At 64.8% G+C, this 14,193-nt stretch carries 8 protein-coding genes; 5 read left to right on the forward strand and 3 right to left on the reverse strand.

Going from position 1 to position 14,193, the window contains the following annotated elements; all coding sequences use genetic code 11:
- Positions 1-413: 413 nt before the first annotated feature.
- Genes ACFV15_RS31215 through ACFV15_RS31230 form a run of 4 tightly spaced genes read left to right on the forward strand, consistent with a single transcriptional unit; the run spans position 414 to position 3,550 of the window.
- Positions 414-980, forward strand: coding sequence for a phosphoribosyltransferase (locus ACFV15_RS31215; RefSeq protein ID WP_378354750.1), 567 nt, complete (start codon positions 414-416; stop codon positions 978-980).
- Positions 973-2,067 (forward strand): glycosyltransferase family 4 protein, encoded by a 1,095-nt coding sequence (locus ACFV15_RS31220; RefSeq protein ID WP_378354751.1) that lies wholly within the window; start codon positions 973-975, stop codon positions 2,065-2,067. The genes ACFV15_RS31215 and ACFV15_RS31220 overlap by 8 nt, the downstream gene beginning before the upstream one ends.
- 17 nt (positions 2,068-2,084) lie before the next feature.
- Entirely contained in the window at positions 2,085-2,924 is an 840-nt protein-coding gene (locus tag ACFV15_RS31225; RefSeq protein ID WP_378354752.1) for a 5'-3' exonuclease H3TH domain-containing protein, read from the forward strand.
- A complete protein-coding gene (locus ACFV15_RS31230; RefSeq protein WP_378354758.1) occupies positions 2,924-3,550 on the forward strand; it encodes a PIG-L deacetylase family protein in 627 nt (208 codons plus the stop codon). Before ACFV15_RS31225 ends, ACFV15_RS31230 begins: the two co-directional genes overlap by 1 nt.
- Positions 3,551-4,291: 741 nt before the next feature.
- Here the strand turns inward: ACFV15_RS31230 and ACFV15_RS31235 are convergent.
- Positions 4,292-4,681, reverse strand: coding sequence for a hypothetical protein (locus ACFV15_RS31235; RefSeq protein WP_378354753.1), 390 nt, complete (start codon positions 4,679-4,681; stop codon positions 4,292-4,294).
- Positions 4,682-4,714: 33 nt separating this feature from the next.
- Positions 4,715-10,735 (reverse strand): PA14 domain-containing protein, encoded by a 6,021-nt coding sequence (locus ACFV15_RS31240; RefSeq protein ID WP_378354754.1) that lies wholly within the window; start codon positions 10,733-10,735, stop codon positions 4,715-4,717.
- 552 nt (positions 10,736-11,287) lie between these two features.
- Here ACFV15_RS31240 and ACFV15_RS31245 point away from each other — a divergent pair.
- Positions 11,288-12,994 (forward strand): DUF2079 domain-containing protein, encoded by a 1,707-nt coding sequence (locus tag ACFV15_RS31245; RefSeq protein WP_378354755.1) that lies wholly within the window; start codon positions 11,288-11,290, stop codon positions 12,992-12,994.
- Positions 12,995-13,067: 73 nt separating this feature from the next.
- Here the strand turns inward: ACFV15_RS31245 and ACFV15_RS31250 are convergent, their stop codons facing one another.
- Positions 13,068-13,712 (reverse strand): GH25 family lysozyme, encoded by a 645-nt coding sequence (locus ACFV15_RS31250; RefSeq protein WP_378354760.1) that lies wholly within the window; start codon positions 13,710-13,712, stop codon positions 13,068-13,070.
- Positions 13,713-14,193 lie beyond the last annotated feature (481 nt).

Genomic DNA, 14,193 nt, shown 5'->3' on the forward strand with positions numbered 1-14,193 from the left:
CTGGTTCCTTTTACACTAGTCATCTCCTTCGTTTTGAAGTGTGCAGTTCTGGCCGCAGTAGCCTTGCCTGGACCGTGGGCGTGGTTGGCCGGAACCTCTTTGGTGCCAATATTTGTGATGATTTTCGCTCGCTGCGCTTCGTGGCTTCGAACTGACGGCCGCCGACAACCTCCGAGTACTACGGACCTCAACACCGGCTGCGAATGGCTACGGCGAGCCGTCAGCGTTCCTGCCGTGCCACTGTCGATCATCTATTGCACGTCGATGGGCTGGTCGATATTCGACGCCAGCGTCGTCGCGATTCTCGGCTGGGCAAGTTTCGATTTATGGCAGTTGGTCAGCCTACCGGCACGGCTCACACTATACCGACTAGGACGGCTTACGCGTCCTCTGTCGAAGAAGGCGGCGTAGGAGTGCGCACACCTCGCCGCGTATTCGAACAGCGCCAAGTCTGGCGTGTTACTCCTGACCTACTCGCAACCGCGACCGAGCTGCTGACACGGGCCATCGCGCAAGATCACCGGACCGTCGACCACGTCATCGGCATCGCCAACGGCGGCACGACCCCAGCCCACATGATCGCGTCCGCGCTCGGCACGCAGGCCCACATCGTCCACGCCCGACACAACCGCAGCGCGAACGCGATCTACCAGCAGGCCACCGGCAACGTGCATCTCAACCTGGACCTTCTGACACACTCGCTCAACGGGCAGCGACTGCAGGGGTGCGTTCTGCTCGTGGACGACATTTGCGGCAGCGGAGCCACCCTCGATCGCGTCCGTACCGAAATGGGTCGCCTTGCCGACCCGAGTGCTGTGCTGACTACCGCGGTCCTGTGCCTCAACACCGGGGCCACCGTGCTGCCGGACTACTCGATCTGGACCATCTCGGACTGGGTCGTCTTCCCCTGGGAACAAGCGCCCGTTGACCACAAGCTCCTCCCGCTCCCAACGCCGGAGGGAGTCGCCCGTCATGCCTAGCTCCGCCGAGCCGCTGACCGTCGCCTTCGTACTGGTCAGCCACGCCACAGACTCCCCCGCGGGCATGGAACGCGCCACGGCCGCACTCGCCCACGGTCTCCGCCAGCTCGGCCACCGCGCACTCATCATCACCGCGATCAAGGGCGTCGACACGGTGCAGCTGACCAGCCTCAACGTCATCTTTCCCTGTGACGATCTCGAACTCCGTCACGCGATCAGCTCTCGCCGTCAAGACATCGCCGACGAACTCTGCGAGCTCTACCGGGAACACCAGGTCGACGTTGCTGTCTACGTTGATGCGCTCTGGGGTCTCGGACGGCTTGCGCCTGCATGCGGCGTCCGCTCCGTGTTGGCGATGCACGTAGTCGGCCATGACGAAGACCTGGCGCCGGCGGTGAGCCGAGCTGACCTGGTGATCGCTCCGTCCCGGACCGTGTTCGACCACGCGCACCAACGCGGTTACGACACCACCGGCTGGCACGTCGTGCCGAACGCGCTGCTCCATGAGCACGCATCCCCTAGCTACAGCTGGCGCGAGGCACTGCGCCGGCATGGTCCGATCCGCGTGCTTGCTCGGCTGGGACCGGAGAAGAACGTTCGGGCTCTGCTGGACGCCGGGCGCTCGGTCGACCGAACTGTCGACGTCGTCGTCGGCAAGGCTGGTTTCGAGCAGAGCGAAGGTGCCCAAACCGCTGAGCTACGGCGATGCCGCGATTCCGCGGCGCACTTGACGCTCGGCACGTTCCGCGACGGTGGCCTGCGCTGGGATCAAGTACAGCCCTGGTTCTGCCAGGCCGCTCTGGTCATCGTGCCGTCCCTGCGCGAAACGTTCGGTCTGGTGGCGTTGGAGGCGATGAGCGTCGGCGCTCCGGTCGTGGCCTTCGACGTGGGCAACCTGTCCGCTCTGATCGGGGCTGGCGGTGCCGTTGTCCCTCGTTCGAGTGGAGAACACGGCCTCTGGCGTGCCGCCGAGGGGCTACTCGAAGATCCGGTACGCTACGCGGACCTATCCAGGGCTGCGTACTACCGCTCGCGGGACTATCTGCCCACCACAGTCGCCACGACATTCGTAAAGGCGGTGCGGTGATGCCTGATGGTGTCCCTTTGCTCCTCGTTGACGGTCACAACCTCTTATGGCGCGCGGCCTTCGGATTTCCCGCCGCGATCATGTCACGTGACAAGACCCGCGACCTGACAGCCGAGTTCGGCTTCTTCGCCCTCTTGCGGGTCGCGATCCGCGACGAGCTCCCGGCCCCGCCCGAGGTGCTCGTCGTGTTCGACGGCGAACACGGGACCGCGGATCGCAAGGACGCCGACGCCAGCTACAAGGCCAACCGCGTCCGCGACGAAGCCGCTCTCAAACCGCTGCGCGCGATCCCCCACGTACAGGAAGCCCTGACTCTCTACGGCGTCCAGTGGATCGAAATCGACACGGCCGAAGCCGACGACGTGATCGCCAGCCTGGTCGCGACAACACGGCAGCAGACCCCGAACCGGCAAGTGTGGATCATGTCCGGCGATCGGGACTTCTATCAGCTCGTCGGTCCGCGGACCCGAGTACTCAACACCGTCATGAAACGCGGCAAGCGGCACATCGGGCCTGACGAAGTCTACGAGCGCTTCGGTGTCACGCCTGCTCAGTGGCCGGACTTCTGTGCACTCAAAGGCGACCCGGCCGACAATATCCCTGGTATCAAAGGGGTTGGGCTTGGTACGGCGGCCAAGTTGCTGGCCGGAGACCTTGTCCTGGAACAGATCCTGGACTCCGGGCGACTGACCGGTGCGAGGCGAGCGACTGCACTTGCGACCTGGGAGCAGGTGCTTGGCTGGCGCGAGCTCATCCGGATGCGCGCAGATCTCCCCTTGGAGATCTTGCCGACCGGAACCTCGAGCGCGCCACTCCCGCGGCCCGCTGAAGTCATCGAGAAGCTCGGGCTCTGGTGATGGCCGCGCTGCGCACGCCACGTTCGGTGCTGACCGTGATGGCGCACCCTGACGACGCCGAGCTCTGGACTGGCGGAACGCTGGCGCTGTGCTCCGCGGCCGGCGCCGAGGTCACGGTCGCCGTGCCCTCCCACGAAGATGCCGTCAGAAACCTCGAAGCAGCCGAGGGCGCAGCCATCCTGGACGCCAAGCTCTACCAGTACAGCGAGCCCACCGTGGCGAGCCTGCGCGAGTTACTGCTGGCCGTCCGACCGGAAGTGGTGATCACGCACCAGCTCCGCGACGTTCACCCTGACCACCGCCATGTCGCGCACACGCTCACCGCCGCACTACCCGACGTCGTCATTGCCACAGGTCATCCACAACGCGTCTATGCCGCCGATACCTACAACAGCCTCACCGAAGACGGCCCTGTGCCAGCCCACACCACCGTCGACATCACCGCGACCTTCGAGAGAAAGCAGCGAGCACTCGCGGCCCACACCTCACAACCGATCGCCGAACACTTCGGCCCCATGGCTGAGACCCTCGCACGTCTTTGGGGCAGCAGGATCGGTGCCCGATACGGGGAAAACTTTGTCCCGCTGACCATCCTCGGACGCCTATCAGCCGCAACCGCGCTCTGACCGCGCTTGTGACGTTCTGGCGGATCCAGGAATGAACCGACGTGCCCTCGTACAAGAGGACCTGACTGAGCGGCCGGGCTAGAGCTTCGAACCCGCCAAGATCGGCAAGAACCTCGACTGCTCGCGTGGTGCGGTCAACAACGTGTTGGAGAAGCTCGTCACCGACGGGTACGTGACCAAGACATGCGAGGCGCCGAAACGGTTCACGGTCACCCTGTAGAAGGCCGACGTCCTGACGACCGCCAAGCAGATCGGCCCGGGACGCCCCATCCAAACATTGGCCGCGGTTGCAGCGGCCCACGCGCGACTCCCCCAGGCGCGGCCCAGCGACGAAGGAACGGCAACTGGCGACAGCGCCATAGCGCACTGTCACCCCGTCAGGCAGCGCGGACGTCAGGGCACATGGATCTTGCACGCGCTAGCCGGACCCAGACGGCCCCTGTGGGCGTTGTGGGGATCACCCGTGCATAAACTCCCGATCACAGATGCCGCGAGCCCCCGTCACTCAGCCCTTTTCATCATTATCAAATTCTATCCAGAATTCTCTTTCGCCTGCCATCGGATCTCGTGATAACGCCAGAGAAAATCCGCGCATAGTTGACGAGTACGTGGACAATTCAGTTCGACAGCCTGCCACAAGAGACTTTTGACTCTTTAAGCCGCTCAAGGCGTACGCAACGGCGGCGAGGTCCCTGCCGCACGAAATCGCAGGGCAAGGACCTCGCATTCTAAATAGTTTAATCAGGCGACCGTAGCTTTTATTTCCGTCGCGTAGAACCTGACCTCGAACGTCGTCATTTCAACCGTAAAGCCTTCTCGTCCATCTTCAGTGTCAGCCCAGTACCCAATACCGAACAGCAGAGCATTGCCATACCCGGGGTCAACGCCCTCGGGCAAGTACGGCTCAACACTCAACAGTTCAGCCACTGCGAACTCCAAGGAGATGATCCGATCATCACCAGCCTTGTCGAGGGCAAAGTCGAACACAAGAGACATAGACGTCTGTCCGGGCAAGAACCGGATGCCAATGATATGAGCCTCGTTGCGTAGGTCGATATCACCGAACCCGTCTATGGTCACGTCAATCTGTCCGGTCACCTGACCGAACGGTTGCAAACCAGTGAACTTCACTACTACCTTCCCACCTGACCTACTCTAGTTATCTTATCGACGCAAGTGGCGGTAGACTCGCCCCAGGTCCCTCCAGCTCATGACAGACGTTGGGCCTTTCTTGCCACGACCTTGCGGAGCCCGAGCGTTACGCGCCTGAGTAAACTTGTGCGGCGTGGGGATCCACTTCTTCACAGATTTCTCAAAGTGAGCCTTACCTGCGAGATCGTACTTCGTCCACCCTTTCGCGTGCGCGATTTCCACTCGGTGCTTACCGCCGTTGAGTGTTTTGGAGATCCGAGCGGCCACTCTTGTCTTGACGGCCAGATTAACTGCCTTGGCTTTCGATGTCACCTTGCCGACGACCTTCGCCGCCTTGATAGCGGCTCCGCCGAGTCCTCCGGTGAACGCGCCGAACGCGTACATCGCGGCTGCGCCCCAGTTGCCTTGGATGGCGTTGCCGACCGCGGCGATGCCGCTGGCCACCGCGCCGATCGGCCCCGGAATCCACGAGACCACCTCGGCGACCTTGGTCACCGCGGAGACGATCGCGCTGAACCAGGAGTTTCCGTCGAGGTCCATCGCGTTGATGGGATCGCCGGCCACGTAGTCGTAGTCGTTGGCGGAGCCGCCTTCGACCGGGTCGACCGAGAGGAAACGCCCCAGCAGCGGACTGTACGGACGGGCACCCATCTGGACCAGCGACAGCCCACCGGTGTGCTCATAGGGCCGCTGATACTGGCCGAGCCACCCGTAGTCCATCGAGCCCGGCGCGTTGTCGGGGACGTTCTGCGGGTCGACCGCGCCGTCAGCCTTGAGCGGCTGGCCGTATGGGTCGAACGTGCGCAGGGCGCCGACTTGGTGTCCCGCCGCGTCGGTGGACAAGACCAGGTCGCCGCGGATCGACGGGTGGTCGAACGACGGCGTGAATGCCCCGTCGTTGCCGATCTTGCTGGTGTACAGCACACCGCCGGGTAGTGACAACGAGAGCGACGTGAGTCGTCCGTCGGCGTTGAGTGTCAGGTCCGGGGTGTCCCCGTCACCGGAGAAGCCGTACCTCACGACGGTGTTGTTGTCGCAGTCGCGCGGGTCGCGGCGCACGATGCGGTTCGTCGCGTCCCGGGTGTAGGTGATGTTCGCGTTCAGGGCGGCGTTCGGCCCGGTGGTCTGGACGCCGATGTTGCGGTCGGAGCCATCCCAGCGCAACGTGGTGACGCTGCCGTCGGCGGACTTCCAGCCGGTGGTGTTGCCGTCGATGTCGTAGCTGAGCCCGGACAGCGCGGTCGCGCCCTCGGTGGAGAGCAGGCGGTCCGCGGCGTCGTAGCAGTATCGTGTTTCGGCTGTGCCGGTGGCGGTCTGGTCCAGCAGCCGCATCCGGTTGGTGTTCAGTCCGGCGTTGCTCACGCTGCCGTTCGGGCAGGTCGCGGAAGCGGCCGAGGTGTAGTCGTAGGTGTAGTGGTGCCCCGTGACATAGGCCTCGGTGAGCCGTCCGGCAGTGTCGTAGACGTAGTTCGGCGCGTTCGGCCTGGCATCCTGGCCAGCCAGGGACTCGTCGAGGATGGTGCCGGCGGACGTGCGGCCCACCTTGGAGACGACGTCCTTGTTGTCGCTGGTCTTCCAACCCAGCGACAGCAGCCGGGCACCGTTGTCCTTGGACACCGAAGCCAGCGAGGTGCCGTTGCTGTAGTTGACCGAGGCCAACTCGCCAGCGTTGTCGTAGGCGATGGTCGCGAGGGTCGTGTCGCCCAGCTTCTGGGTCAGTACCCGGCCCGCGTCGTCGTAGGTGAACGACACGACCTTGGTCTGATCAGCCGCGTCGGGCGGAGTGACCGCCGACGTGGTGACCCGGCCGACCTGGTCGTACTTCGTCGCGGTGCGCACGCCGTTGACGTCGGTGTAGGCGACCATCCGGCCCAGCAGGTCGCTGGTGGTGGTAACGGTGCCCTTGTCGTCGGCGACGGAGCTTGTGAGCGGGTCGCCGCTCACCTTGTACTCGTGCGTCACCGTCCGTGCCGGCGCGTCGGCGCTGGCCGGGATCTTTTCCTGCAGCGGCCGGTCCCTGGCGTCATAGCTGGTGCAGGTCCACTGACCGCCTGTGGCTTCGGCGATAACCCGGCCGGAGGCGTCGTAGACCTGTTCGTCCACTCGTGCCGGGCCGGACGCCGGTGCCGCGGAGGTGACGAGCCGCGGCAAACCGCCCTGGTTGACAGCCGGGCTGCCCGGGAGGCAGGGGTTGGTGCGGGTTTCGGTGTCGCCATAGTTGGCGTAGGTGGTTTTCGCGCCGGTCGCCATGGTTTTGGCGGTCTTGCGCAGGTATCCGGTCCCCGGCGCCTCGTAGGAGACGGATCCGCCGATCTTCAGACCGGTCGGGGCAGCCAGCCCGGAGGTGGCGAGCCCGTAGACCGGGTCGATGCCGTTCTCGGTGAACTTGGAGGTCCCGACCTTGTCGGCGACCCCGTCGGACTCCGACGCGGTGGTGGAGGTCTTCAATCCGTATCGCGGCCGCAGCGCGGTGCCGGGGATGAGCTCCTCGGCTTGGCCCGGGGCGATCCAGTCCAGGTCGAGTTTGGCGTAGCCGCCGTTGTCGTAGTAGTCGATGCGGATCTTCTTGGCTTGGCCGGGTGAGTCACTGTGGACCGTTGTCTCGCGCCACGCCGGGTCGCTGACCTGCCAGTGGTCCATGACCAGCTGATCGTCGATCCACATCCGGATGCCGTCGTCGACGTTGGCCCGCAGCTTGTAGTCACCCGCGGACGGGAAGACCAGGTCACCGGTCAGGCGAAGCGAGAACGAGTCGGAGCTGATGCCGGGAACGACGTCCGGGCTGTACTCCCACGGGCTCTTGATCGTGCCGTCCGCCGGCCCGATCCCCGTTTGGTACACCTTCGGCACACCGGAGAGAGTCATGTTGTCGTAGAAGGCGGCGCTGAGCCCGTTGATGCCTTCGTCATAACCGTTGTGCCCGTGGGACATCCCGCCGGCGCAGGTACCGGAGGGCAGCTGGCCGGTGAAGCAGGACAGCGGCGCGGGTCCGTAGGTATCGACGGGGCGATCGGCGTAGTCGTAGACCGTGGTGGTCTTGCGGCCCGCCGGGTCGGTTATGGACAGCGGAAGGTCCTTGGCGCCCCATTCCAGACTAGTTGCCCGGCCCGCACTGTCCGTCGTGGACAGTGTCCGGTCGGCGGCGTCGTAGGTGACCTTGCTCGCGAAGCCGGTCGCCGGAGTCAGCCCGGCGGTGTCGGTGAAGGTCTGCCGGTTCGCGGGGTCGTAGCGGTAAGTCGTAGCGGGACGCGGCTGACCGGTCGCCGGTGCCGGGTCGACGACCTTGACACCCTTGGGCTTGCCCGACGAGCTGTCGTAGGTGATCTCGGAACGCAGGTCAGTAGCGGCGGACCGGGTGGCCGGGTCGGTGGCGATCCAGTCGTTGACCAGCGGCGAACGCTCCGAGGTCAGCAGACCGTTCGCGTCGTAGCCGTAGTCGGTGATCTCTGAGCCCGGATCCTCGATCCGGGCCAGACGCCCCTGGGAGTACCACAGGCGGGTTTCGCTGCCGTCCCAGTAGCTGATCCGGCACAGCATCTGCGACGGCGCCGTAGCGTCCGAACCGGGCGGCGGGGTGGCGCCGCCGTAGCAGTCGTCGCCGGCGCGGTTGTAGTGCAGGACCTGTGCCCGGCCGCTGACCGGATCCTTGATCTGGACCAGCCTCGACGGGGTGCCGTCGTAGATGTTCTGCAGGGAGGCGGGTTTGCGGGAGTCGGTCGCGCTGGACTGGGTGTCGAGCTTGCCATCGGCGCGGAAGGTGAAGACGTCACCGCCGTCCCGCAGCGTCACCGTGCCCGCGGAATCGACCGCGAGCACGCCGTCCTCGTCCGCCGGTGGGGTGTAGCCGCCCTCGCTCTTCTTGGTCCACGTGTGCTTGGCGCCGGTGGCGTCGGTCAGCACGATGTTCTGGTCGGTGACCTTGGCTTCGGTGTAACTGGCGCCATTGCCGTCCAGGTCGGCCGACATCGTCCAGCCCTGCGGCAGGGTGGGCAGGTCGGAGGTGTAAAGCCAGCCTGCCGGGACGATCTGCGAGGGCACCGTGGTGCCGTCGGTGGTACGGACGAACAGGCGCATCTTGGCCGCGCCGGTGGCCTCCGCGTTCTCGACCTTGATCGGAACCCGTTGCCCCGCAGCCAAAGTAACGTCCGTGGACTGAGTCCAGTTCACATCGCTGGGTACCCCGACGTCGTAGACCTTGGCCCCGTTGATCCACACCACGGCGCCGTCGTCGTGGACGCCGGCGAACTGGTAGGTCCCGGCCACGGGAGCCTGGAAGAAGCCTTCCCAGCGGGTGACGAACCAGTCCACGGCGAGCGCGGGAGCGAACGGCGACTCATCGCCCCAGTCGACGTTGACCTGAGGTTCGGTACGGACCAGTACGGGCTGCTGCGCGTCGTTGATGAGTCCGTTGTGCGACAGGTCGGCGAAGTAGGAGGCCTTGAGCCCCTGCGCGACGGTCTGCTGCGAGTTGTAGGTGAGACTCAGCCCGGCAGTGCCGCCGACGGTGGTGAAGGTCGGCGTCGATTCGGAGGTGGAGACGTTGCCGTTGGCGAGGTTGACCGTGACCGGCCCGGCGTCGTCGGTCGGGGATGGGCCGTGGTCTCCGATGCGCTGGTCGGCTTTGAAGTGCCCGATCCAGGTCGGGGTGGTGGTCGTGGTGCCGCTGAAGGTCATGGCCTGCCAGGTGTAGGCCACTCCGTCCTGCAGCACTCCTGCCGGGATGGTCCAGCTGGCGCTGTCCTGGCAACCGGAATCGACGACCACACCGGATTTGGCGTCCGAGCCGGTGGCGACCCGGAAGCAGTACTTGACCGCGTCCCCGTCCGGGTCGGTGACCGGGTCGACCGCGAGTTTCGGGGTCAACGAGGTGGACACCGTGCCGTCTGCCGGAGCGGCGAGTTTGGCGGCGGGCGGGGCGGAACCTGTGTCGACCACCAGGGTCGCGTTGAGGTTCTTGTAGGTCCAGGTACCGGCGTTCTCGGCGCCGATCATCATGAAGAAGACATCACCGTCACGAGCGTCGACCCGCTCGCGGATGAAACCGGTCATGCCCTCGCCCGCGAAACTGCCGACATCGCCGACGAGTGAGCTGGTCATGTAGCCACCGACGCCGTTGAAGTCGAAGGCCGAGGCGTGATAGAGGTTGGCGTTCCAGGTCTTGACCGAACCGGTGACGCCGGTGTTGCGTGAGAGGTCCATCCGGGCGCCGACCACGTTCTTGCCGAACAGCGGCGAGTAGTCCACGTGGAAGACGCTGCGGTTGTAGGTGTCTCCCTTGGCCTGGCTGTTGCCGATACGCAGACCGCAGGCGTCGCAGTTGTAGCCGTCAGAACGGTAGGAGTGCGACTCGGTGACTCCGTAGGTGAAGGTCGGGTCCACGAAGACCGGGTACACCCGCTTCGGGTCACGCAACCAGGCCGCGTCGACAGCGACGGTCAGCCACCAGTCCGGACCGGCCTGCTCGAGGGTGTAGGTACCGCCGGTCATCGCCGGAGCCGTCTCACCGTTGCCCGCGGAGTCCCAGGTCTCGATCGGCGGCAGGACGATCTTCGCCACGCCGGCCTGATCGGCCAGCGTGACCGCGCCGTTCTTCTCGATCTTCGGGGTAAGGCCGCCTGTCGTGAGCTTGAACTTCCAGGAGGAACGCCCGTCGACAGGCGGGCGCTTCAGCTTGATCGTTTCCTTGACCGCGCCAGGAGTGACCTCGTAGTCCAGATCAGTGCCCGCGGCTACCTCGGGGTAGCTGACCGAGTCGCCCTTCACCGCGGACGGAACCGGGGCGGCCTGTTCGAGCGCGAGGCTGGCGGTGTGCCCGCCGGATTCGACCTGCAGCACCGCCGGGTCGTTGGCTTTCGTGGCCAGGGACGGGCTCAGCGGATGATTGTCGGCGCCTGCGCGTTTGCTGGCCGGATCGGTGACCAACGTGGTCTGGACGGGCTGCCAGTTCCCGGCACCGTCCTGCACGTTGAGCGGCTGATTCGACTGCTGTGTCGAATGCGTGCCGTCGGGGTTGACGTACTCGGTGACGAACATCGACCGAGAGATCGGCTTCGATCGTTGCGGATCGAAATGGGTGCCCGCGCCACCATCTCGACGAGCCTGCCCAGAGAAGTCCCCCGCCGAGGGTGACTGGGGTGCGGCCGGCGTTGGCGGCGGCGAGGACAGCAGCGCGACGTCGCGCGGGTCAAGGGGCTTCGGGGTGTTGTCCGCTTGCGCGGCAACCGCCTCCGTCCCACTGAATACCAAAATCGCCACCAACGCGAGCACGACAGCTCTGACCCAGCGGGTCATGTGGACAGCACGAGACAACCGAAACACGAACAGATCCCCTCCTCAACGACACGACAGGTGCCGCATCGTCCTTTTTCGAGCACTGGAACGAAATTCCCTCACTCCGATCCGGCTATCGCCGGAAACTAACACTCTTGTTACACCTCCACGTGAGGCGAAGATCACGGTTGCCAAACGTGTAATGATCAAGTAAAACTCCTGGTCAGTGGACTGTGAGACGATCAGTGGCGCCCGCCACGATGCACGCGCCACTGCCAGCGGGCGGCGTGAGCCCGTCATCTCGGCAGGAGCTCCGTGACTACCCACTCGCCCGCACCGGTCGTGAACACCGCGGCGCGCACCTCCCCGCCAACGGTGTCCACACCAGGAAACGCGGCCCGAGCCAGATACTGGGCACTGTGGGCATTCGCAGCCATTCCCGCAGTCCTCGCGCTGCTGACCGCCATCCGGGCGCCGCGGATGCACGTACTGCTCGACTACTGGCACGTCTTGGCCAAGGTCACCGATGACCAAGGCCGTCTTCTGCTCGGCCAGGTTTTCACGTTTCACCTGGACCAGCCATTCGTCCTGCCCTCATTGCTGTTCTGGGCCGACGCTGCCTGGTTCGGCGGCGACAACCGCGTACTCACAGTCCTCACCGTCGTGCTGGTAGCCGGGTCGATCATCGCGCTGCGCAGCATGCTGCCGGCACATCTGGGACCAACAAAGAAAGCAGCTCTTACCGCGGGGATGTCCTGGCTGCTGTTCAGCTCGCACGCCGCCGAATTGTGGCTGCAAGGCACCAACGGCATCAGCTGGATACCCGCAGTGTTCTTCTGCACCCTCGCGATCGCATTCAGCCATCACGGGCGTCCGTGGGCGGCCGTGATCGCCGCCACCATGGGATGTCTGAGTTTCGGCGCGGCGCTGCCAATCTGGTTCGTCATCGCGTTGATCGCATGGCTGCGCAACGACTCCCGCGTTCGGATTCTCGTCTACGCGGGCATCGGCGCGATTGTGGTCGCAGGATGGTGGCTGAGCAAACCCGCCGGACAGCAGTCCTTGGCGACCTCCGCGTTCGATCCCGATGGCCGCATCTCGGTGGTCGCCGCGGCCGTCGGCGGATTGTGGTCGGCCGATCTCGCGCTTGTCGCTGTCCTCGCAGGCGTCGCCACCAGCAGCCTCCTCGCGCTGCTGATCAGCCGAACCATTCTCGACAGGATAGGCAAAGCCCCTGCCGCGTTCACCGACGCCGGCTGGGTCGGTGTCGCCGTCTACAGCCTCGCGCTCGCCATCATGCTCGGCCTCGGCCGCACCACCAGCCAAGTCCCCGGCGGCAACGTCGGCCTGATCAGCCGCTACGTCACCATCGCCGCACTGGCCACCACCGCGCTGCTGACACTGCTCACGCTGCACCGACCACGATGGCCACTACGACACACGCTCATCCTGATCGTCGCCGTGTCACTGGCCACCCATGCGATCGGAGGGCTGAAAGCAGACAACGTACGACGCGACTACACACCTTTGGAGCTGGCGGCCATCGCGTTGCGCGTCGACGCACCAACCGTTCTGGAAGCGCTCCACATCCAACGAGGCGCGATACCCGCCGCCCGCGCTCTGGGCACTTATCCCTTCAACAATGCGTTCAGTCTTGGCTGCAACGGGCTCGAACTCGGCGGGCACGTGGACCTCACCACCGCGCAGCAGATCACCGCAGCGGGCCCAGCAACAACTCACGCCGCGCTCGACAGCAAAACCCCCAGCCGCGGGGACTCCATCATCACCGGCTGGGCCCTCGTCAACGGCGCCAAGCCCGACTGCGTTCTCGTCACCGACACCACCGGAACGATCGTTGGCGGAGGCATCACAGGCCTACGACGCACCGCTGCTCAGCCGGCCACAACGCCGGACGGCGCCGCATGGCAAGCCGTCACCGGACCGACAACCGAAGAACTCACGGTGCTCATCGCACGCGCCGGAGTGCTGTACCGGCTCACCACACCCGACGAAACCAACTGACCTTCAGGTACGGCTTCCCACTCGAGCGGGAAGCCGTACCATCCCAGCCAAGACGACAACTCCGCCTACCTCGTCACACGACAGGACCGGCAGCGAAGGCGGCGAGTTCGGTGACGGTGCCGACGAAAACGTCCTGATCACCGGGAAAAGTACCAGACTTGGCCCATTGGTAGAACGTGTACGCACCCCAGCCCGCAGGCATTCCAGGCGGACCACCAGCGTCCGAAGCCACCGGCGAAATCCACAGTGGACAGTTAGCAGGCACAGTCGTGTCATTGCCAGTGCAGCGGTTCCACCAGCCACGAGTCGTGTAGATCACCGGCCAGCGACCGACGCGGCCGTGCACCGTGGTGACGAAATCAGTCAGCCATTCCCTGATTTCTTCGGTCGTACGGTTGTAGCACCATCCAGCCCAGTCCGCAGTCGAGTAGGGGTTGTACTCGATGTCGAGCACAGGTGGAAGCGTCTCACCATCGTTGACCCATTCTCCACCGTTGTCGAGGAAGAACGTGGCTTGATCGGCGCCTGATGCTCGGTCCGGCAACCCGAAGTGATAGGCACCGCGGACAAGACCCGCGTTCGCTGCCCCCTCATAGTTCGCCGTGAACGTCGGATCGATATACGTGGTGCTCTCGGTCGCCTTCATATACGCGAACCTCGCGCCATCAGCGGCCACCTCGGGCCAGTTCACCGCCTGTTGGTAGTGACTGACGTCCAAACCTGGTGTACCTGCCGGAGCCTCATCGTTCGCGGAACCCGTCGCCCGACGAGTTTGCGCCCTACGCTCAGAAACTGGAACAGAGGAACCCATGTAGTCGGCTTCGGGACGAAGAAGACCAGACGCATCGCCTGGTGTCGACACAGGCGCCGCTGAAACCTCAAAACCGCCCGCCGGAGGTAGCGCAGCGAGAAAGACGGCCGTCGAGCCGACTACGATCACCGCACGCACTCGAAGAGCCGACACCCTGAACCTCCCCTAACTGCCGGAAACTCCGGCCTCCTTGATCTACTTCGGGCTCATCTCGAACTTGTTACAGCGAGGCTCCGATGGCCGACCGCTTCTCTTAGGGCCTGTATCGAAGTCGTCTCGTGCAAGTTGAGCTGGGAGTTGGCGCTGTCGGGCGTGTCGATGGCCTAAGCAGGTGAGGTCTCCGGTAGGTGGTTCGTCGACCAAGAAGAACCTGAACACCACCGGAGAC

Source organism: Amycolatopsis sp. NPDC059657 (genome assembly GCF_042734395.1).
Lineage (GTDB): Bacteria > Actinomycetota > Actinomycetes > Mycobacteriales > Pseudonocardiaceae > Amycolatopsis.

Excerpts from the sequence above, each read along its gene's own strand:
- ACFV15_RS31220 (WP_378354751.1), top strand. The coding sequence starts at position 973 with ATGCCTAGCTCCGCCGAGCCGCTGACCGTCGCCTTCGTACTGGTCAGC.
- ACFV15_RS31230 (WP_378354758.1), top strand. The coding sequence starts at position 2,924 with ATGGCCGCGCTGCGCACGCCACGTTCGGTGCTGACCGTGATGGCGCAC.
- ACFV15_RS31240 (WP_378354754.1), bottom strand. The coding sequence starts at position 10,735 with ATGTTCGTCACCGAGTACGTCAACCCCGACGGCACGCATTCGACACAG.